At 70.6% G+C, this 22,016-nt stretch carries 13 protein-coding genes; 7 read left to right on the forward strand and 6 right to left on the reverse strand.

From position 1 onward, the window contains the following. Window positions 1-221 precede the first annotated feature (221 nt). From ABZT87_RS28200 to ABZT87_RS28215, 4 genes are all read left to right on the forward strand, one after another. Window positions 222-3,860, forward strand: coding sequence for a LamG domain-containing protein (locus ABZT87_RS28200; RefSeq protein WP_355139258.1), 3,639 nt, complete (start codon window positions 222-224; stop codon window positions 3,858-3,860). Window positions 3,861-3,990: 130 nt separating this feature from the next. Beyond that, entirely contained in the window at window positions 3,991-10,881 is a 6,891-nt protein-coding gene (locus ABZT87_RS28205; RefSeq protein WP_355139260.1) for a polymorphic toxin-type HINT domain-containing protein, read from the forward strand. A 23-nt stretch (window positions 10,882-10,904) separates the two neighbouring features. After that, entirely contained in the window at window positions 10,905-11,375 is a 471-nt protein-coding gene (locus ABZT87_RS28210; RefSeq protein WP_355139262.1) for a hypothetical protein, read from the forward strand. A gap of 161 nt (window positions 11,376-11,536) precedes the next feature. Then, window positions 11,537-11,797 carry a MafI family immunity protein gene (locus ABZT87_RS28215; protein ID WP_355139264.1) on the forward strand — a complete coding sequence of 87 codons (261 nt, stop codon included), beginning with the start codon at window positions 11,537-11,539 and terminating at the stop codon, window positions 11,795-11,797. A 135-nt stretch (window positions 11,798-11,932) separates the two neighbouring features. On the opposite strand, the gene ABZT87_RS28220 is transcribed toward ABZT87_RS28215, so the two are convergent. Further along, window positions 11,933-12,907: a nitroreductase gene (locus tag ABZT87_RS28220; protein ID WP_355139266.1), complete on the reverse strand. Its 975-nt coding sequence runs from the start codon at window positions 12,905-12,907 to the stop codon at window positions 11,933-11,935. Between the two features lie 194 nt (window positions 12,908-13,101). Between ABZT87_RS28220 and ABZT87_RS28225 the strand changes: the two genes are divergently transcribed. Continuing rightward, entirely contained in the window at window positions 13,102-13,740 is a 639-nt protein-coding gene (locus ABZT87_RS28225; RefSeq protein ID WP_234581614.1) for a response regulator transcription factor, read from the forward strand. Window positions 13,741-13,755: 15 nt separating this feature from the next. Here the strand turns inward: ABZT87_RS28225 and ABZT87_RS28230 are convergent, their stop codons facing one another. The 5 genes from ABZT87_RS28230 to ABZT87_RS28250 form a co-directional block, all read right to left on the reverse strand. After that, window positions 13,756-15,387 carry a GAF domain-containing sensor histidine kinase gene (locus tag ABZT87_RS28230; RefSeq protein WP_355139346.1) on the reverse strand — a complete coding sequence of 544 codons (1,632 nt, stop codon included), beginning with the start codon at window positions 15,385-15,387 and terminating at the stop codon, window positions 13,756-13,758. A gap of 141 nt (window positions 15,388-15,528) precedes the next feature. Beyond that, the gene (locus ABZT87_RS28235; protein WP_354855427.1) at window positions 15,529-16,524 is read right to left on the reverse strand and encodes a nitroreductase; all 996 of its coding nucleotides are present in this window, start codon (window positions 16,522-16,524) and stop codon (window positions 15,529-15,531) included. 242 nt (window positions 16,525-16,766) lie between these two features. Next, window positions 16,767-17,612, reverse strand: coding sequence for a universal stress protein (locus tag ABZT87_RS28240; protein ID WP_354855426.1), 846 nt, complete (start codon window positions 17,610-17,612; stop codon window positions 16,767-16,769). Window positions 17,613-17,622: 10 nt separating this feature from the next. Beyond that, a complete protein-coding gene (locus ABZT87_RS28245) occupies window positions 17,623-20,016 on the reverse strand; it encodes a phosphoketolase family protein (RefSeq protein WP_355139268.1) in 2,394 nt (797 codons plus the stop codon). A gap of 67 nt (window positions 20,017-20,083) precedes the next feature. Next, on the reverse strand, window positions 20,084-20,944 hold the full coding sequence (locus ABZT87_RS28250) for a universal stress protein (RefSeq protein ID WP_355139270.1): 861 nt from the start codon (window positions 20,942-20,944) through the stop codon (window positions 20,084-20,086). A 193-nt stretch (window positions 20,945-21,137) separates the two neighbouring features. Here ABZT87_RS28250 and ABZT87_RS28255 point away from each other — a divergent pair, with 193 nt between their 5' ends. Next, window positions 21,138-21,374 carry an HTH domain-containing protein gene (locus tag ABZT87_RS28255; RefSeq protein WP_007457155.1) on the forward strand — a complete coding sequence of 79 codons (237 nt, stop codon included), beginning with the start codon at window positions 21,138-21,140 and terminating at the stop codon, window positions 21,372-21,374. Then, window positions 21,374-21,952: a Clp protease N-terminal domain-containing protein gene (locus ABZT87_RS28260; RefSeq protein WP_355139272.1), complete on the forward strand. Its 579-nt coding sequence runs from the start codon at window positions 21,374-21,376 to the stop codon at window positions 21,950-21,952. The genes ABZT87_RS28255 and ABZT87_RS28260 overlap by 1 nt, the downstream gene beginning before the upstream one ends. Window positions 21,953-22,016: the final 64 nt, after the last annotated feature.

The raw sequence follows: 22,016 nt of genomic DNA on the forward strand, positions 1-22,016 counted from the left end.
GCGGCCGTAGTCATCATTGCGGGCTGGTACCCCATTTGTTATCACGGGCGGTAGCGGACATAGACAAACCTGTAAGCCAGCCCTACAGTTCGGCCGACTAGTTCTCATCAGCACGGGGGTTTTTGATGACCACTGGCCGCTGGCTGCTGCCCGCGCTCCTAAAGAGACGTTCCCTTCTCGTAGTCGGAAGCGCGGTCGCGCTTCTCGGCACATCCGTCGCGGTGCCCGCACAGGCCGTGCCGGCTGCCGCGTCGAAACCGTCAACCGCCATCTCCGAGACCGCCGACCCCGCCTCGGCGTCCGCCGCCGCGCGCCGCTCCGGTAAGCGGGTGGAGGTCGCGTCGGCGCGTACCGAACTGACCCAGGTGTTCGCCAACCCGTCCGGGGGCTTCACGGCGGAACTGGCCGTGGTGCCGCAGCAGGTCAAGCGCCCCGACGGCTCGTGGGCGGTCGTCGACCTCGCGCTACGTCGGGGTGCGGACGGCTGGCGGCCGACGGCGTCGGTTGCGGACGTGCGCTTCTCCGACGGTGGCGATGCCGCCGCGGTGGTCCTGTCCCGCAACGGCCGGTCGTTCTCCCTGTCCTGGCCGGGTGGTCTACCCCGACCCTCGGTGTCCGGTGACTCGGCCACCTACACCGACGTGCTGCCCGGCACGGACCTGGTGCTGCGGGCCACCCGGACCGGGTTCACCCACGTCCTCGTGGTCAAGACGCCGGAGGCAGCGGCGAACCCGCGTCTGCGCGAACTCCGCTTCGACCTGGGCGGCGACGCGCGGGTGGTGCGGGGTCGAGACGGTCGCCTGTCGGCGCTCGCCGGCGACGAGGTCCTCGCCGCCGCCGACAGCGCCGTCATGTGGGACTCCCACGCCGGTGTCGCAACGTCAGGCCAGCGATCGGCGACGGCCTCGGCCGGGGACGCCGCGTCCGCGGGTGGGTCGTCGTCCGACCTCTCGTCGTCGGCGGCGCCGGGTGACAGAGCGCGTGTCGCCGCCGTCGATGTCCAGGTCGCCGACGGTGACCTGGTCCTCCGCCCGGACGCCGCGTTGCTCTCGCCGGCCGGCGCGACCTTCCCGGTCTACATCGACCCGGCCTGGTCCACCGGCAAGTCCCGATGGGCGTACTCGACGAACAACAACAGCAACAACACGGACACCTCGGTGGCCCGGGTGGGCCGGGACCCGGACTCCGGGAAGCTGTACCGGTCCTACTTCGACTTCCCGTTGACCACCGTGCGGGGCAAGCACATCGAGTCCGCGTATGTGCAGATGAAGCTGGATCACTCCTGGTCGTGCGGCAACACGCCGACCTACATGTACCACTCTGGTGGCATCGCCTCGACTCCGCGTACCAACTGGGCGCCGAAGCTGATCGGCTTGAAGTCCTCGGCCAGCTCGCACGCCAACGAGGGCTCCGGGTGCTCCGACTCGCCACAGCCGGACATGACCGTCAACTTCACCGGGTCCGCGGTCACCAGCGTGATCCAGTCCTCCGCGACCAGCAGTGCCACCAACATCACCTTCGGCTTCTGCGCGTGCAGCGCCACCGACGGGTCGGGCGAGTCCACGACCGACCGGTGGAAGAAGTTCTTCCCGGGCAACGCGAAGCTGGTGGTCGACTTCGACTCCATCCCCGGTAAGCCGAACAACCTGCAGGCGGCCGGCGTTGCCTGCTCGGCCAGCACGACGCTGGTCATCGGCACCCTGAAGCCGACGTTCTCCGCGATCTTCCCGGACGCGGACGGTACGCAGGCGCTGACGACCGGGTACGAGTGGGTCCAGGTACCCGCCAACGGTGTGATCGACGCGTCGACCCCGCGCCGGTCGGCGCCGGCCGGAGCGTCGGTTCCCGCCGGAGGTCGCTCGACGACGGCCGCGGTGACGGCCGGCGAGGGGGTGACATACGCGTTCCGCGCCAAGGCGACGGACCCCGCTCCGTACAGCCGGACGAGTGTCTGGTCCGACTGGTGCAAGTTCATGGCCGACACCAAGGTGCCGCCGGTGACCGCGACGCTGACCTCCGGAACTGGGTTGCCGGGCAGCACGGCGACCTTCCTCATCTCGTCCACCGATTCCACGGTGACCAAGTTCCGGTACGGCTGGATCAACCCGCCGGTCACCGAGGTCACGGCGGTGGGTCGCATAGTGATGAGGCCACCGAGCGAACCCATCACCGTGAAGCAGGCGCAGGTATCGCTGGTGGTGCCCAAGTACGGATTGAACACGCTCTACATCTCCGCAACCGATGGTGCCGGCAACATCGGCTACGGTTCGCTGGAGTTCACGGCCCCTCGGCCGGCGCCCGCCACGGCCCGCTGGGGTCTGGAGACCTACCCCGGGGTCACGGCGTCGCAGGCACTCGACGACACGCAGCAGTCGCCCCCCTCGGGCAGGACCCCGCTGTCCTCGGGCAGCGTCTCGTGGACCGGAGATCTGCGGCTGATTCGCGGCGAGACCGCCTCGTTCAACGGCACCTCGTCCAGCCTGGCCACAACCGGGCCGGTGGTGGACACCACGGAGTCGTTCAGTGTCGCGGGTTGGGTACGCCTGGCGGCGCTTCCCACCACGGCGGACATGGCGGTCGCCGCCCAGGCCGGCACCAGCACGGCCGGCTTCGTGTTGGGTACCCGGCTGGAGGGTTCCCCGCTGACGCCGCGCTGGTCGTTCCTGATGAAGGACACCGACCTGCAATCCAGTTCCACCCGAGCAGCGGTCAGCTCCGCCCTGACAACGGCGGACGTCGGGCGGTGGACGCACATCGCCGGTGTCTACGACAAGACCGCCGGGAAGATCCGGCTCTACGTCAACGGCAAACTCACCGCCGAGACGGATCGGACCGCGGCCGCGTGGAGCGCCGGTGGCCCGTTCAGCGTCGGGCGGGGCTGGACCTCGGGCGCGCCGGCCAACTGGCTGAAGGGCAACCTGGCCGACGTGCAGGTGTACGACCGGGTGCTGGTCGACCACGACTTCACCGGTCAGCTCGCCGAGGATCCGGACTCCGGAGGCTTCGACGAGCCGGGAATGCTGTCGGCGGTCAAAGTGGGTGACTGGGGCTTCGGCAACGGCATGCCGTGCTACGTGGAGTCGACGGACCCCACCCTGTGCAGCGCGCCGGAGGACGGTCAGTTCGGCCGCAGGCTGGCTCTGACGGCGGGCGCCGATTTCGGCTCTCTCTCCGACGACAAGTTCCTGACGCTGGACCGACAGGGCATCGAGGATCCGGCCCAGCTGACGACAGAGTACGGGCGCTCACAGGACAATCTCGCCGAGCCGCAGAACCCGGTCTGGCAGGACGGCCGCGTGCTGCGTACGGATCAGTCCTTCTCGGTGTCCGTCTGGGTGCGACCTGACGCACAGGCACTGGGCACCATGACCGCCGTCAGTCAGGCCGGCACGCAACAGTCGGCCTTCTACCTCGGCCAGCGTGCCTTCACGGTGGGCACCACGACCGAGTACCGGTGGTGTGTCAGCGTCTTCGGCGTCGACGACGATGACACCACGGGTCAGACCGTGGCGGTTCCGATGACGTCGGGGGTCCTGACGGAGGACGACTGGGCCCGGTGGACGCATCTGGTCGCCGTCTACGACGCGTCCCGGCGCGAGATCCGGCTCTATGTCAACGGAAAGCAGGAGGGGATCAAGGGTTTCAGCAGCGGCACCTTCACCGGCGCCTTCGACGCGACCGGTCCGCTCGTCGTCGGCGCTGCCCGCTTCACCCCAGTGGGCGGAACGACACGGTGGGTCGACCTCTGGCGGGGCGACATCGACAAGCTCGGCCTCTATCAGGGTGCACTGACCGACGCGACGGTCAAGACGCTCTTCGATGCGGAGTCGCCGGAGTCGGTGGAAGCACCCGAGGACTGACCGCTCCGCAGCCCCTGACCGAACCCCGCACGTCGACCTCGTCCGTGGAGGCATGGTGAACCCCTACCCAAAAACTCTCCGTAAAACCCTTCAAAAGCCCCATAAAACCGGCAAGGCTCTCCTGGCGGGGTTGCTCAGCGCCGCTTTGTTGACCATGGGGCTGTCGGTTCCGGCGCAGGCCGCGCCGGGCGGCCCCAAGCCCGGGACCGGTCAGCGAGAGAAGCTCGACAAGGACGGCGGCCCGGCGGTCGGTCGTGCCCGGCCGACGAAGGCCGTACCGAACGCCAAGCCCGCCGCGCCCGTGTGGCCCGCCCCGGGCGAGGCGACGGTGACCCTGCCGTCGGACGGCGCGGCAGGCGCGGCCGGTCAGCGCCGCTCCTCGTCCTCGGCGGTGCGCGCTGGTGCGCTGCCGGTGTCGGTCCAGCGGGCGACCGGCACGGCAGGCGCCCGAACCTCGGCGGTCTCGGTCCAACTGCTGGACCGCGCGGCCGTGCCGGCCCGGTGGCGCGACGGACTGATGCTGCGGATCGACGACGCCGGTCAGGCCGCCGCGCGGTCCACGACACCCGGTCAGCCCGGCGCGGCCACCGTCTCGGTGGACTACCGCGGTTTCCGGGACGCCTTCGGTGGCGACTGGGCATCTCGGCTGCGGCTGTGGCAGGTCCCCGAGTGCGGACTGCGCGACCCGCAGCGGGCCGAGTGCGCGGCCAAGCCCCTGATCTCCAGGAACGACGGCACCTCGGTGACCGCCGAGGTGCCGGTGGCCGCCGACAGCGCGGCGGCGCGGACCGCCGGGCAGGCCGGGACGCTCGTCGCGCTCGCCGCGGGCAGCTCGGGTCCGGAGGGTGACTTCTCCGCGACCCCGATGTCGGCCAGCGCCACCTGGTCGGCGGGCACGTCGACCGGTGGCTTCTCCTGGTCGTACCCGATGCGGATGCCGCCAGCGATCGGCGGCCCGGCACCCAGCCTCGGCCTCTCCTACACGTCCGACGCGGTCGACGGCCAGTCCGACGCCTCGAACAGCCAGCCGTCGTGGGTCGGTGAGGGCTTCAGCCTCTGGTCCGGCTACATCGAGCGCAGCTACGTCCCGTGCGCCGACGACATGAGCGGCGGCAACAACAGCTCCAACCGCACCGGGGACCAGTGCTGGCGCTCCGAGAACGCGACGATGTCGCTGAACGGTCGGGGTGGCGAACTGATCTTCGAGGCCGGCAAGGGCTGGCACAGCCGCAACGAGGACGGCACGAAGATCGAGAAGCTGACCGGCACCGCCAACGGTGACGACGACGGTGAGTACTGGAAGGCGACCACGCCCGACGGCACGCAGTACTTCTTCGGCCGCAACACGCTGCCCGGTCAGAGCGCCACCACCGAGTCCGCCTGGACCGTCCCGGTCGCCGGCAACCACGCGAACGAACCGTGCAACGGCTCCTCGTTCGCCTCGTCGTTCTGCAACCAGGCCTGGCGGTGGAACCTCGACTACGTCGTCGATCCGCGCGGCAACACCCTGTCGTACTGGTACGAGAAGGAATCCAACTACTACGCCAAGCTCGCCACCTCCACCAACAAGGCGTCCTACGTCCGCGGCGGATCGCTGCGGCGGATCGACTACGGCACCTGGGACCGCAGTTCCACCGACCGCTCGGTCAAGCCCCTGGCCCAGGTCGTCCTCGACATCGCGGACCGCTGCGTGACCGACTGCTCGAACCGGGGCAACTGGAAGGACGTCCCCTGGGACCAGGAGTGCACGGCGGCCGCGGCGGACTGCAAGGAGAACTACGGTCCGACGTTCTGGACGACCAAGCGGCTCTCGACGGTCACCACACAGGTCTGGGACACCACCAAGACCACCCCGGGCTGGCAGCCGGTGGACTCCTGGACGCTGGGTCACACCTATCCGCCCGTCGGTGACGGCAGTGACCACGCCGGAATGTGGCTTACCTCGCTGGTGCACAAGGGCCTGGTCGGGGGCACCGTCGTCATGCCGCCGGTGACCTTCGAGCCGGTGTCGATGGCGAACCGGGTGTTGAGCAAGAACAACACCAGCAACAACCGGATGCGGATCGGCAACATCTTCACCGAGACCGGGGGGCAGATCCAGGTCACGTACAGCCTGCCTGACTGCAAGAGCAACAGCCTTCCGTCCGCCCCGAACACCAATACGCGCCTCTGCTACCCGGTGGTGGGGCCCGACCCGTACGAGCCGGGCAAGGAACTCACCGAGTACTGGCACAAGTACGTCGTCAAGCAGGTGTCCGAATCGGACATCAAGGTCATGGCCGGCGGCACGGACCACGGCCAGCCGGTGCAGAACACCTACTACGACTACGTGGGCGACCCCGCCTGGCACTACGCCGACGACAACGGGCTGGTGCAGCCGAAGCGCAAGACGTGGAACCAGTTCCGCGGCTTCGGGCAGGTGGAGGTCCGCAAGGGCGACGCCCCGGCCCAGACACTGACCCGCACGACCTTCCTGCGCGGCATGCACGGTGACCGGCTCGCTCCGTCCGGCGGCACCCGTGACGTCACCGTCGGCGCCTCGCTCGGTGGCGAGACGGTGTACGACGAGGACCAGTTCGCTGGCATGGTCCGCGAGCAGGTCGTCTACAACGGCGTCGAGAGCAAGCCGGTCAGCAAGACGGTCAACGTGCCGTGGCGATCGAAGGCGCTCGCGACCCGCACCATCAACAAGGACGTGGTCTCGGCCCACTTCACGAACACCCGGGTCACCTACAACGCCGTGGCGCTGGGGGTCAACGGGGCATCCGGCTGGCGCACCTCGCGTACGGTGTCGGCCTTCAACGAGGACTACGGCAGCACCGAGTCGATCCAGTCCGACGGCGACGTCGGCAAGACCGGTGACGAGACCTGCACCACCTACCTCTACAACCGCAACACCGACGCGAACCTGCTCGGGACGGTCAAGCAGATCACCGTCAAGGCTCTGCCCTGTGCCACCGCGCCCGCCAGCCAGGACGACATCGTGGCGGACGAGCGCAAGTTCTACGACGGCGCCACCAGCATCGACGCTCAACCCACCCGGGGTGAGGTCACCCGGATCGACCGGCTCAAGGACTGGTCCGTCGCCGGTGGCACGGTCTGGCAGACCATCAGCCAGGCCACCTTCGACGCCTACGGGCGTCCGGCGACCGCTACCGACGCCCGTGGCCGCACGGTGAAGACGGTGTACACCCCCGCGACCGGTGGACCCGTCACGAAGGTGACCACCCAGACGCCGGATCCGAACGGCGGCACCGTCGACTGGGAGAACAGCATCGAGGTGCGGCCCTACTGGGGCCAGCCGGTCAGCACCAAGGACTACAACGGCAAGCAGTCCGACCTGGTGTACGACCCCATGGGGCGGCTCGCCAAGGGCTGGAAGGTCGGCTGGCCGCAGGCGGATCACCCGAACAGCCCGTCGGTCGAGTACACCTACTACTACGCGCCCAACCGGGATGCCTACCCATACACGAAGAGTCGGGTCCTCCACGCCGGCGGCGGGTACCTGACGTCGTACGACATCATGGACGCCTTCCTGCGGCCTCGCCAGACGCAGGCAGCCGGGGTGGGCGGTGGCCGGGTCGTCACCGACACCCTCTACGACGCGACCGGTCGGGCCGTGACCTCCTACCAGGCCCACGCCGAGCCGGGCACGCCCGACGGCGCGCTCTGGTGGGAGCCCGAGTGGTCGGTGCCGGCGTTGACCAAGGCGCTCTACGACAACGCCTCCCGGCCCACCGACCAGGTGTTCTTCGGCACCGACGGGGTCACCAACCTCATCGAGAAGTGGCGCACCAGGACCGAGTACCTCGGCGACACCACGAAGGTGACCCCGCCGCCGGGCGGCACCGTCACCACCACCAAGACCGACGTGCAGGGCCGGACGGTGGAGCTGCGCCAGCAGACCGACCGGACGCAGGTAACGCCGGACCACGTCACGACCTACACCTACAACCGCAAGGGCCAGCTCACCCTCGTCCGGGACACGGCCCAGAACGAGTGGGTCAACACGTACGACGTCAAGGGCCGCCAGACCAGCGCGAAGGACCCGGACAAGGGCACCACCACGACCACCTTCACCCAGTACGACCAGGTGGAGACGGTCACCGACGCCAACGGTGTGCTCGTCAACGAGTACGACTCGTTGGGGCGGCGCAAGGGTCTCTACGCCGGCAGCGTGGGCGCCGCGAACAAGCTGGCCGAGTGGAAGTACGACAAGCTCTACACCGGTCAGACCGTCCGAGGTCAGCTCACCGAGAGCATCCGCTACGAGTCGGCCGGATCGTCGAACGCCTACAAGTGGCAGGTGCGCGGCTTCAGCGACCGCTACCAACCCACCGGCACCAACTACGTCATCCCGACCAACGAGGCTGCGAATCTCGCCGGCACCTGGGTCTACGGCTACGAGTACTCGCCCTACGACGGCAGTCCGACGGCGGTCACCTATCCGGCCGGCGGTGGTCTGACCACCGAGAAGGTCCAGACGACGTACGACTCGACGACCGGGCTACCCACCGAACTGTCCACCAATCTGATCAACGTGGGTCGCTACGTGATCGGCCAGCAGTACACCCAGTACGGCGAGCCGACGCTCACCACCCGCAAGACCGACGGCGGCGTGTACGTCGAGGACAACACCTACTACGACCTCACCACCCGACGCGTCGACCGGATGACGGTCAAGCCGGAGACCGCCGCCGGAACGGTGGTGGACACCGACTACGAACACGACGCCGTCGGCAACATCCTCTGGATCAAGGACACCCCGCAGGTCGGCACGGCGGACACCCAGTGCTTCCGCTACGACGACCTGCGCCGGATGACCAACGCGTGGACGCCCAAGGCGGGTGTCGAGTGCAAGACGGATCCGAGCGTGTCGAACCTGGGCGGCCCGGCCCCGTACTGGCACGAGTGGACCGTCGACGCGGTCGGCAACCGCAGCACGGAGAAGGTGCACACGGCGGCGGGTGACACCACCCGCACGTACACGTCGCCGGCCAGCGGCAAGGACGCCGTACGACCGCACGCGGTCACCTCGGTCCTCACCGAGGCGCCCGGCCAGGCCGCCGTCACTACCCAGTACGCCTACGACAATGTCGGCAACATGACCTGCCGGCCGGCGGCCACCACGGCGAACAACTGCGCCAACGGGACCAACTCGCAGACGCTGAAGTGGAACACCGAGGGCAAGCTCGCCTCGGTGAGCGTCGGCGGGCAGACCGTCGAAACCAACATCTACGACGCCGAGGGCGCGCGTCTGATCCGTCGCGACTCCAGCGGGAGCACGCTCTACCTGCCGGGTCAGGAGATCCGGCGCGACAACAACTCCATCGTCACCGGCACCCGCTACTACAGCTTCGCCGGCAGGATGGTCGCCAACCGTACGCCCAGCGCGCTGACCTGGCTCTACTCGGACCACCAGGGCACCCAGCAGACCGGCATCAACGCCGCGTCCCAGGCGGTCACCGTCCGCCGACAGACACCGTACGGCGACCCCCGCGGCACCCAGCCGCAGTGGACGAACAACAAGGGCTTCGTCGGCGGCGACAAGGATCCGACGGGCCTGACCAATGTCGGAGCCCGGCAGTACGACACCGCTCTGGGACGGTTCATCTCCGTCGACCCGGTGCAGGACCTCGCGGATCCGCAGCAGTGGAACGCGTACGCCTACAGCAACAACAACCCGATCACGTTCTCCGACCCGAGCGGCCTGCGGGCCTGCTCCGACGACGCCTGCGGTCCGGGCGCCGACTACGAGGACATGTACGGCAACTACGTCGAGGTCAAGGGCGACAACGACGGCTGCGGTGGTAGTTGTGGCGACGACGACTGGGCCGAGGCCCGCGCGGCGCACGAAGCCGGTGGCGGCAACGGTGGCGGCGGTGGCAAGGGTGGCGGCAAGAACGGTGGCCCCACCGACGAGGAGATCAAGCGGGCCAAGGAGGTCAAGAAGCAGAACGCCGTCTCGATCATCATCCAGGCCGGCGGGAAGCTCCTGCTCGACTTCTTCGGCATCAACGACATCCTGGACTGCATCCACGGCGATCTGATGGCCTGTGCCTTCACGCTCGCCGGCATGCTGCCCGTGGGTAAGGCCCTCCAGTTCCTCCGCAAGGCCAAGCCCATGGCCAAGACGATCACCAGGGCCGGTAAGGCGCTGTTGAAGTGGAGCCAGGAGACGAAGTGGGCTGACGACGTCCTCGAGGCAGCCGAGAGTTGTCTGGTAAAACGGCACAGTTTCGCGCCGGGGACGAAGGTGGTGCTGGCCGGCGGCGGTTACAAGGCCATCGAGGAGTTGCGCGAGGGTGACCTGGTCCTCGCCACCGACCCGGAGACCGGAAAGACCGAGGCTCGCGAGGTCACCAGGACGCACCGCAACGAGGATGCGGACCTGACGGACCTCACGGTCAAGGCCGACGGCGCCGAGGCGACGGTCATCAAGACCACCCAGCACCACCCGTTCTGGAGTGAGGATCGTCAGGACTGGATCGACGCGGCCGACGTCCAGGTCGGTGAGGCGCTGCGGGCGCTCGACGGCACGGCGATCACGGTCCAGGCCGTCCGGTCGTACGCCGGCCTGGAAGCGATGTACGACCTCACGGTCGCCGACATCCACACGTATTATGTGGTGGCTGGCGCTACCCCTGTGCTCGTTCACAACAACAACTGCCCTGTGTACACGGTGGGCGGGCCGAGGGTTCGCCCAGGGAAAGATATCGATGTAGATGCGGACGGCTTCGTCAATGGGCCTTCTGCTGAGCAACTGAAGTCTCTGGATGTGCAGGGCCTCTCTACGTTCGATTCGGTGGAAAACGCCAGCCGTGTCGGGTTGAAGGGGCAGGTCCGTACCCCTACGGATTCACTTCCAGACGGGTTGGGTGTTATCGCTGACGGCAGAGGGGTCGGGGGTCCACGCGCACTTGGTCACCACACGATTTACCCCACACGTCGCATGTCGTTCGATGAGTATGTAGGCCTCATCCAAGGGATGAACTGGCAGAACATAGGAAAGAAGTTGTGAGTCCAGAAACAGATGCCCTGGGGATGGAGAAATGGCGTGCCTTGGTGGCAGCCGAGCAAGAGGTCGCTCGGTGTCGCGCTGAGGTGAATCAATCACCCTCCCGCGCGGACGTGCTGGCGAAGGCGCTGTCAAGCAGTTCGGCGTGGGATCGGTCTGCCGCCCTGGACTTCCTTCGCCTCCTGCCTGAAGACGTTCCGAAGCTGCTCGACTTGCTGGTCGACCTGTCCCTATCGAGCGGATGGACGCTGCCCGCCCGTGAGGCGATCCGGTCAGCCCGGAAGGAGATCGACCCGTCGCAGTTCGCGCGGGTAGCGCTGGAATGCCTGTCCAACGGGGACGCCGAGGATTATCTCAGGCTGGCTGACGTGCTGGCCGAGGTCGAAGCGTGGGAGGCTCTGAGTGCAGTGATCGGCAGAGCCGCCGAGAGCGGCGATCCTGGCATCCGCGGGGTTTCCCGCAGTTACACCGAAAGTCACGGCGGCATGTTGCCTTGATTGGTGAATAGCCTGCTCTGGTCGAGCTGAGCTGTGTGTTACCCGAATCTCCGCCCCGTGGAGTTCGGGCCCGAAGCCCCGTCGGGTGCGTTCCCGGCGGGGCCTCGGCGCGTGGCGACGGCAGTGGAGGACGACAGCGTCAGCGGCGGGATGGAGGCAAGGTGGAGAGATACCAGCACCTGCGTTCCCTCATCTCGCACCTCCTCGACGAATCTCCGTTGACGTCGACGGACGTCATCGCCGATGTTCGTCATCTGATGAACGTGGGCGAACAGGAGTTGGCCTTCGACACGATGTGCTCGTGGCTATACGAGGATGATCTCCCGATCACCTCCGCCTACTACGAGCGTCTTGTGTCAGCCGCGAAGGAACTGGAAATGCCGAGGTCGATCAGCAAGCTGGACGAGCTCATCGCGGATTAACGGGTTCGGGAGGCTGTTCGCCCCTCCTGCCGGGCGTGCGGCGACCGGAGCAGCGGTCGGTGAGGTCGGGTGGGCTCTCGAGATCAGAGAGCCCACCCGACCGGTCAGGATCGGCCATGGGTCTTGATTGCCTGATCAGCGGCTCCGTATCGGGTAGTCCAGCACCTCGTCAACCGCACGCCGTGGCGTCGGCCGGCCCGGCTGGCCGTACCCGATGCGCAGCACCATCTGCGGCGCGCCGAACCGCCCCAGCGACACCCGCAGCTGCTCCCGGGCCGTGGGCACCTCGATCGGCTGGGACAGCATCGACACGCTCAATCCCGAGTCGGTGGCGGTGAGCAGCACCCGTTGCAGGGCCTGACCGGCGACCACCTGGTCGATGGCGGTGTTGCCGACCGAGCCGAGCACCCCCACCAGCGGCTCGGGTTCGAAGTCCCGTCCCGGCGCCCGGTCGCGCCCGCCGAAGCCGCGCGTCGGCAGCACGTCCTGCGGCTCGTACTGCGGGCCGCCGGCCGCGACCGGCACGCCGTCCGGCGCGGGCTCCCGGCGCAGCCACCGCTCGCGTTCCGCCCGGTAGGCGGGGTCGCGCTCCAGCACCCGGTGCGCGCTGCGGGCGATCTCCCCGAACGCCGTCACCGCGCTCACCCCGATCAGAAACTCCAGCCAGCACTCCTCGGCGCGGGCGGCCTCACCGAGGCGCCACCGCGCCTCGGACGGCACCGGGTCTGGCCAGAACGGCAGCCGGTTGCTGAACCGGCGGGGGATGGCCGCGTGCAGGCTCTGCTCGGCGGGTGTGGGCCGGCGCGGGATGTCCGGCACCAGCCGAGCCAGCAGATCCGGCTCGGCCGGGTCGGGGCGCAGCCGTACCCGGGCCGGGACGCCGGCCACGGCCAGCGCGACCCGCAGGTTGAACAGGGCTGCACCGCACGCGACCCGTACGCCCCAACCGCTCGGATCGGTTGCCGGCAGCCGCCGGGCCGGGTCGGCCAGCACCTCGATCCCACCGTCGCGCAGCCGTAACCGCCACGGCTGTGTGTTGTGCAGCGATGGCGCGCGGACCGCGTCCGAGGCGGCGGCCCGCAGTTGGGCTGTGGTGTAGCCGAGGTCCATGGCGGTGCTCCTTCCGGTGGACCGGTCGTTCAGCCGCAACGGCCGGCGCACCCCCCACGGTCCGCCGGTCCAGCCGCGCCGAGCAGGGCCGGACGTCCCGACCGCCCGGGCCCGACCGCCCCACCGACAGTCGGTCCCTCCGGTCGGGACCTTCGGCCCGTGCGCCTGCCGAGCGGCGCGGGTAGAAACGAGGGATGATCCGCGTCTTCCTCCTCGACGACCACGAGGTCGTCCGCCGTGGCCTGGCCGACCTGCTGCAGAGCAGCGGTGACATCGAGGTGGTCGGCGAGTCCGGCTCCGCGCAGGAGGCGTCCCGCCGCATCCCGGCGCTGCGGCCCGACGTCGCGATCCTCGACGCCCGGCTGCCCGACGGCAACGGCATCGACGTGTGCCGCGACATCCGGGCCGTCGACTCGTCCATCAAGGGCCTGATCCTCACCTCGTACGAGGACGACGAGGCGCTGTTCGCCGCGATCATGGCGGGGGCCGCCGGGTACGTGCTCAAGCAGATCCGTGGCACCGACCTGGTCGACGCGGTGCGTCGGGTGGCAGCCGGGCAGTCCCTGCTCGACCCGGCGATCACCACCCGGGTGCTGGAACGCATCCGCAACGGCGTCGAGCAGCCGCGCGAGTTGAAGTCGCTCACCGAGCAGGAGCGGCGGATCCTGGAGTACGTGGCCGAGGGGCTGACCAACCGGGAGATCGCGGGAAAGATGTTCCTCGCCGAGAAGACGGTGAAGAACTACGTCTCCAGCGTGCTGGCCAAGCTGGGCCTGGAGCGCCGCACCCAGGCCGCCGTCCTGGCCACCCGTCTGTTGGGCAAAACGCCCTGAGCCGACCCGCGCCGGTCAGTCGCGCAGGGGCACCGACCAGCACAGCTCGGTGCCGTGCGCCTCGACCGGGCGGATCGTGAAGGTGCCGCCGAGGCGGTCGGCGCGTTCCCGCAGGTTGATGAGGCCACCTCGGGCGGCGGCCGGGTCGCAGCCCACCCCGTTGTCGGTGACCGTCACGCTGACCTGCCCGCCGTCGACGCGTACGGCCACGTCGACGCGGGTGGCCTGCGCGTGGCGGACCGTGTTGGACAGCGCCTCGCGCAGCACGGCGGTGAGATCCGGGCGGAGGGCGTCCGGCACGGCGCTGTCCACCGGGCCGGTCACCTCCAGGTGCGGCTTGAAGCCCAGCGACTCGGCGGCCAACTCGATGGCCTCGCGGATCTCGGTGCGCAGCGCGGCGGTCATCGGCGTCCGCAGCTCGAAGATGGTGCGCCGGATGTCGCGGATGGTGGCGTCGAGGTCGTCGACGGCCGCGTTGATCCGCTTGGCCACCTCGGGGCGGGCCATCATCGGCGCGGCGCTCTGCAACTGCAGGCCGGTGGCGAAGAGCCGCTGGATCACCACGTCGTGCAGGTCGCGGGCGATCCGTTCGCGGTCCTCCAGGACCACCAGCAGCTCCCGTTCCTCCTGGCCGCGGGCCCGTTCCATGGCCAGCGCCGCCTGACCGGCGAAGCTGCCCAGCAGCGCCACGTCCTCGGCGCTGGCACCGCCGCCGCGCTCCGGCCGGTGCGCCACGATCAGCACGCCGTGCAGAGTGTCGGCGGTGGCCAGCGGTGAGACGATCGCGGGCCCGGTGTGCAGCAGCGCCGGCCACGGCGCGGCGTGTGCCAGGTCGTCCACCTGGTCGTGCCGGCCCTGAGCCACGGCCGCCCCGAAGCTGGTGTCGACGGCCGGCAGGACCGCGCCGACCAGCGCCCGGGCCCGCTCGTCGACGCCGTCGACGACCTCGACGGTGAACTGCGCGGTCTCGCTGTCGTGGAGCAGCACCAGCGCCAGCTCCGCCTCGGCGACCTCCCGGGCCCGGCGGGCGACCAGCGCCAACGCGTCGGTGCGGCGCACCTCACCGAGCAGCACCGTGGTGATCTCGGCGGTCGCGGCGAGCCAGCGTTCCCGCCGGTGGGCCAGGGCGTACAGGCGGGCGTTCTCGATGGCCACGCCCGCGGCGGCCGCGAGCGCGACGACGATCTCCTCGTCGTCCTCGGTGAACTGCGCGCCGCCCTGCTTCTCGGCCAGGTAGAGGTTGCCGAACACCTGCTCCCGGATGAGCACCGGCACGCCCAGGAAGCTGTGCATGGGCGGGTGGTTGGTGGGGAAGCCGTAGGAGCGTGGGTGCTGGGTGATGTCCGGCATGCGCAGCGGGCGGGAATCGTCGATGAGCAGGCCGAGCACGCCCCGCCCGTGCGGCAGGTCGCCGATCTGCGCGTGCTGCTCGGGCGTGATGCCGTGCACGATGAAGTCGTGCAGCAGCCGGTCCGGGCCGACCACGCCCAGCGCGCCGTACCGGGCGCCGACCAGCTCGCAGGCCGCCTGCACGATGCGTCGCAGGGTGGTGCGCAGATCCAGGTTGGTGCCGATGCCGACGACCGCGTCGAGCAGCGCCCGCAGCCGCTCCCGGCTGGTCATCACCTCGCCGACGCGGTCCAGCATCTCCTGCAACAGCTCGTCGAGGCGGACCCGGGACAGTGGGCTCAGCCCGAGCGACGGCGTCACCGGGGATTCCGGGCGGGGCTGCGGAACGCTGCTGGTCACCGCGCGATCGTAGCGTCGGCGTACACCGTCGATCGCCCGTCAGGCCCGCTCGCCGCGCACCGCGGAGGTGTCCACCACCTGCTCGCTGGCCAGCCGCGGGGTGTGCGGCGGGCCCGCGTGTGCCGGGTCCGCGATGCCCAGACGCAGCACGAGGTACGGGAAGCCGATGCCGGCGAGCACCTGACGCAGGGTCTGTCGGGTGCCCGGGACCTCGACCACCGCGCTCAGCGGCACCACCGACACGCCGAGCCGGGTGGCGGTCAGCCAGGCGGCGGAGAGCGCTTCACCCGCGCGCAGCCAGCTGTCCCGCTCGTCCTCGTCGCCGTGCAGCAGCGCGTACACCGCCGCCCGGTCGTGGCCGGGGCCGACCGGCAGGCTGCCGGGGCGGCCGAAGTCACGGCCGGGCACGGTGGTCTGTGGCGGCTGCTCGGGGAGCACCTCGGGGGGCAGACCGGTGCCGCTGTCGGCGCGGCTCGTCCAGTACGCCAGCTCGGCGCGCAGCTCCGGGTCCTCGGCCTCGACCGTGTCGGCGTGCCCGGCCGTGGCGGCCAGCTCCAGCACCTGGTCGCGGTCCAGGATCTGTAGGCGGCCGCCCTCTGCGGTGACCGCCTGGGCGATCTCCCCGATCGCGGCGGTCGGCACCGGCTCGTCGCTGACCGGCCGCCGGTCGGTGTGCCGCACCGACATGCACTGCACCATCCGCATGGCGTCCGGGTCGCCCGCGGTCCGGCTCAGGTCGGTCAGCCGGGCCAGCAGGTCGGTGTCGCCCGGGTCGGGCAGGCGCTGCACCACCGCGCGCCAGCCTTCGGCGGCGAGCGCCAGCCGGGCGTGGTGCAGGGCCGCGCCGCAGCTGATCGTGAGCAGCCGCCCCTCCGGGTCGCTGGCCGCGAGCTGCCGGTCGGTGACCGTACGCAGCTCCAGCGCGTCGGGGAGCACCCGCCACCGCCACGGCTGCGTGTTGTGCACCGAGGGGGCCTGGCCGGCGGTGGTGGCGGCCTCCGTCAGCGCGGTCGTCAGCTGACTGTCCTGACTCATCGTCACGACCTTTCCGTCTTAGCCATCGTGCCTCACCTGGCGCTGTCGCGCGGTGTGTTGCCGCTCCATCGTGGGGCAATCCCGGACGCCGGGCAGGGGCCGCAGGTCCCGAATCGGCGGGTCGTTGCGCCCACCTGGTGCCTCGACCGGCGGCCGGCTCGGGTGCCGGCGAATGCGTCGAGCCACCGGGACGCGCTGCTGTCGCGCCACCCGCCGACGCGGGCAGTCGAGCGGGCGCGGCCTCAGCGTTCCCGGACGACCGCGACCGGGCAGCCGGCGTGCTGGATCAGCTGCTGGCTGACCGAGCCGAGCAGCATCCCGGCCAGCCCACCCCGGCCTCGACTGCCGACCACCACCAACTGCGCGGACCGGCTCGACTCGATGAGCGTCCCCGCCGGGCTGCCCGCGACGAGGTCGAGCGTGATGTCCAGCTCGGGGAACGTCCGCCGCCACGGCTCCAGCGCCTCCTCGACGGCGGCCTGCTCGTCGGGCGTCCCGGCCGCCGCCTCGGGGCCGGGGGTCCAGGCGTGCAGCACGCGCAGCGGCACCCGGCGTTGGGCGGCCCGCTCGACCGCGAACCCGAGCGCCACCAGCGACGGCTCCGAACCGTCCACACCGACCGCCACCGGGGCTTCCGGTCCGCTGGCGGTCCCGTCGCGGACCACCACGACCGGGCAGTGCGCGTGCGCGGCGACCGCCACCGCCGTCGACCCGGCCAGCAGCCCGCCGAACCCTCCGTGGCCGCGGCTGCCGAGTACCAGCAGCCCCGCGTCGGCGGAGCGCTCCTGCAACACCAGGGCCGGCGGCCCGTCGTACACCTCGCCGGTGACCGTCAGGCCGGGGTGCGCGGCGGCGGCGTCCGCCGCGGCCTTGCGAACCAGGTCGTCCGCCTGTCTCCGGGCGGTGTCGTCCGGCCAGACGCCGGGCGCCACGCCCGGACCGACCCAACTGGCCACCGTCAGCCACTCGAAGACGTACGCCAGCCGCACCGGCTGGCCGCTGCGCTCGGCCTCGGCCAGCGCCCAGTCCAGGGCCACCGACGCGTCGGTGGAGCCGTCGTAGCCGACCAGGATCTCCGCGTCCCGCACGTCGTCCTCCTCAGGGGTTGGTCGGGTCGGTCTCGCGGACCCAGCGCCACTCGGCGACCCGGGGGTCGTCCTCGCCGTGTTCGCGGGTGTAGTCGCGGGCGGCCTGCCGGGCGTCGACCATGTCCTGGCGCAGGTGCGCGGCGCGGGCGCCGAGGCCGGGCACCCGGTCGATGACGTCGATGACCAGGTGGAAGCGGTCCAGGTCGTTGAGCATCACCATGTCGAACGGGGTGGTGGTGGTGCCCTCCTCCTTGTAGCCGCGCACGTGCAGGTTGCCATGGTTGGAGCGGCGGTAGGTCAGCCGGTGGATCAGCCACGGGTAGCCGTGGTAGGCGAAGATGACGGGCCGGTCCGCGGTGAAGATGGTGTCGAACTCCTTGTCGGGCAGGCCGTGCGGGTGTTCGGTGTCCGGCTGCAGGCGCATCAGGTCGACCACGTTGACCAGCCGCACCTTCAGCTCCGGCAGGTGCTCGCGCAGCAGCTCGGTGGCGGCCAGCGTCTCCAGGGTGGGCACGTCACCGCAGCAGGCCAGGATGACGTCCGGCTCGCTGCCGCCGTCGTTGCTGGCCCACTCCCAGATGCCCAGGCCACGCCGGGTGTGCTGGATCGCCTCCGTCATCGTCAACCAGTTCGGCGCGGCCTGCTTGCCGGCCACCACCACGTTGATGTAGTGCCGGCTGCGCAGGCAGTGGTCCATCGTGGCGAGCAGCGTGTTGGCGTCCGGCGGCAGGTAGACCCGCACCACCTCGGCCTTCTTGTTGACCACGTGGTCGATGAAGCCGGGGTCCTGGTGCGAGAAACCGTTGTGGTCTTGCCGCCAAACGTGACTGGACAGCAGGTAGTTCAGCGAGGCGAGGGGCTGCCGCCAGGGGATCGCCCGGGTCACCTTCAGCCACTTGGCGTGCTGGTTGACCATCGAGTCGACGATGTGGATGAACGCCTCGTAGCTGGTGAAAACGCCGTGCCGGCCGGTCAGCAGGTAACCCTCCAGCCAGCCCTGGCACAGGTGCTCGGAGAGCACCTCCATGACCCGGCCGTCGGGGGAGAGGTGGTCGTCGCCGGGGACCGTGCCGGCGATCCAGGCCCGGTCGGTCACCTCGAAGGCGGCGCCCAACCGGTTGGACGCGACCTCGTCCGGGCCGAACAGTCGGAACGTCTGCGGGTTGGCGGTGATCACGTCGCGGATCCACGGGCCGAGCACCCCGGTCGCGCCGGCCATCGGCTGGCCCGGCTCCCGGACGTCCAGGCCGTAGTCGCGGAAGTCGGGCAGGGTCAGGTCGCGCAGGACCACTCCGCCGTTGGTGACCGGGTTGGCGCTCATCCGTCGGTCACCGCGTGGCGGCAGCGTGCGCAGCTCGTCGACCGGAGCGCCGGTGGCGTCGAACAGCTCCTCCGGCCGGTAGCTGCGCAGCCAGTGCTCCAGTTCGGCCAGGTGGGCGGGGTTGTCGCGGACGCCCGACAGTGGCACCTGGTGGGCGCGGTACGTGCCCTCCATCTGGGTGCCGTCGATCTCGCGGGGGCCCGTCCAGCCCTTCGGCGTCCGCAGCACGATCATCGGCCAGCGGGGGCGCTCGACGACACCGCCGGAACGGGCCCGCCGCTGGATCTCGGCGATCTCGTCCAGCGCCCGGTCCATCGTCGCGGCGAGCGTGCGGTGCACCACGGCCGGGTCGTCGCCGGACACCACGTACGGCTGGTACCCCGAACCCCGCATGATGTCGAGCAGATCGGACTCGGGGATCCGGGACAGCACGGCCGGGTTGGCGATCTTGTAGCCGTTGAGGTGCAGGATGGGCAGCACCGCGCCGTCGCGGGCCGGATTCAAAAAGACGGTGGAGAGCCAGCTGCCGGCCAGCGGCCCGGTCTCCGCCTCACCGTCGCCGACCACACAGGCCACCACGAGGTCCGGGTGGTCGAACGCGGCGCCGTAGGCGTGGCTCAGGGCGTACCCGAGCTCGCCGCCCTCGTGGATCGAGCCCGGCACGTCCGCCGCGACGTGGCTGGGAATGCCGCCGGGGAAGGAGAACTGCCGGAACAGCCGGGCCATCCCGGCCTCGTCGCGCGCCACGTCGTGGTAGCGCTCCGACCAGGTGCCCTCCAGCCAGGTGTTGGCCACGATGGCCGGGCCGCCGTGCCCGGGGCCGGTGACCAGCATCGCGTTCAGGTCGCGGGCGACGATCACCCGGTTGAGGTGCGCGTAGACCAGGTTGAGTCCGGGGCTGGTGCCCCAGTGTCCGAGCAGCCGTGGCTTGATGTCGTCGGGGGTCAGCGGCTCGCGCAGCAGGGGGTTGCCCAGCAGGTAGATCTGCCCGACGGTGAGGTAGTTCGCGGCACGCCAGTAGGCGTCCAGCCGGCGCAACTCCTCGTCGGTGAGTGCGCGCTGCACGTCGAGAGCGATGTCCATGGTGCTGCCTCTCGCGGGTAGGGGGCGGGTGTCCGGCGTCCAGCCTCGCCGCCGCCGATGCGGCCGGTCAGGGCCGTTGGTCCCGGGTCGGGCGGGCGTCGGGCTCGGTGAGCGGCATCTCGGCCAGGCCGCGTACGACGACCACCGGGGCGGGGGAGTGGTAGAGCAGGGACTGGGCGACCGCGCCGAGCATGGCTCGTCCCGGTTCGTCGCCCCGGGCGGCGACCACCGCCAGCTGGGCCGACCGGGACGTGTCGACGAGCACCTGCCCGGGGTCGCCGCGAGCGACCCGGCACTCGGTGGGCACCCCGCTGTGGCGGTCGGTGTGGCGCGCCAGGGCCTCACTGAGCTGCTCGGCGACCGCGTGGGTGTCCTCGTTGCTCTCCGCCACCCGCAGCGCCACGAGGCGGGCGTCGCGCCCGCGTGCGCAGTCCACGGCCCACCGCAGGGCGAGGTGTGAGCTGGGCGAGCCGTCCACCCCGACCAGGACCGGGCCCTGCGGCGGCGGTTCGCGGCGGACCACCAGCAGCGGGCAGTTGGCTCGCGCGGCCAACTGCACGGCGGACGTCTCGGCCGGGACGCACTGGCCGCTGCCGGCCATTCCGCTGTCGCCGACCGCCAGCAGGAAGGCCGTCTCGGACCGGCGGATGAGGGTGGGAAGCAGGCCGCTCTCGACGATCTCGGCGCGTACGGTCAGACCGGGTTCGACCTGGTGGGCGAGCTGGGCGGCCCGGGTGATCAGGTTCTCGGCCTCGTTCCGCGGCGCGGCGACGGTCGCCGCCTCGAAGGCCGCGTGCCAGTCGAAGGTGTGCACGACGTGCAGCGGTCGGCCGTGCCCGGCGGCCTCCTGCGCGGCCTGCTCCACGACCGGAAGGTCACCGTCCGAGCCGAGGCCGACCAGCACCTCCGCGTCGGCGGATACCGCCATCCGATATCACCTCCCGGGCGTCGCGCCCGGCACGACCGCGCTGTCTCCTGACTGAGGGTAGTCGGGTGGACGCGGCGGCGGGCCGGTTCGGGCCGCGCCGACGGGCCTGCGGTGGTCCGCGCATCGGGGGGGCGACGCGACCGGACGTCAACAAAGGTTGACAGCGGTGGTGGTGTCAACGTATGTTGACGGCATGAGTCAGGCGACGGAACTCGCGGCGGCAGCCGGCAGCACCGACCCCCGGGTCGGGCTGCGCGCCGTCCGCGCGCTGCGCCGGCTGCTCGAGCGACTCGAGGTGGTCCAGGTGGACAACGCCCGTCGACAGGGCTGGTCCTGGCAGGAGATCGCCGACGCGCTCGAGGTCAGCCGGCAGGCGGTGCACAAGAAACATGCTGGGCGACCGGCGGTCAACTCATCCTGGGAGGCGTGATGTTCGAACGGTTCACCGAGCGGGCGCGCGGCGTGGTGCGGCAGGCGCTGGAGGAGGCGCGGGCCGAGGGTCAGCGGCCGGTCGGCACCGAGCACCTGCTGCTCGCCCTGCTCGCCGACGAGGCCGGCCTGGCCAGCCGGGTGCTCACCGACGCCGGGGTGCGCGCCGACGACCTGCGCGAGCGGGTCCGGCGGCACACCAGCGGCGGAGGCGCTGGCCTCGGCGACGCGGACGCGGCGGCGCTGCGCGAGATCGGCATCGACCTGGCCGCCATCGTGGCCCGCATCGAGCAGTCCTTCGGCCCCGACGCGCTGCGCGAGGCCGTCCCGGCGCCGCGCCGCCGCTGGCGGCGTCGACGCTACCTCGGCGGGCCGTTCTCGCCCCGGTCGAAGAAGGCGCTGGAGCTGTCGCTGCGCGAGGCGTTGCGGCTGCGTCACAAGCACATCGGCACCGAGCACATCCTGCTCGGGGTGCTGCGCGAGGGCCAGGGGCTGGGCGCGCTGGTGCTCACCGAAGCGGGCGTCGACCTCGACGATCTGCGCCGACGGGTGGAGACCGCGCTGCGGACGGCGGCGTGACGCACGCGTACGCGTTGAAACCTGTCTGTGGCACTTCCGACGCCGGCCGGTCATCGGGTCGCTG

The sequence above is a fragment of the Micromonospora sp. NPDC005237 genome (genome assembly GCF_040607775.1).
Classification (GTDB): Bacteria; Actinomycetota; Actinomycetes; order Mycobacteriales; family Micromonosporaceae; genus Micromonospora.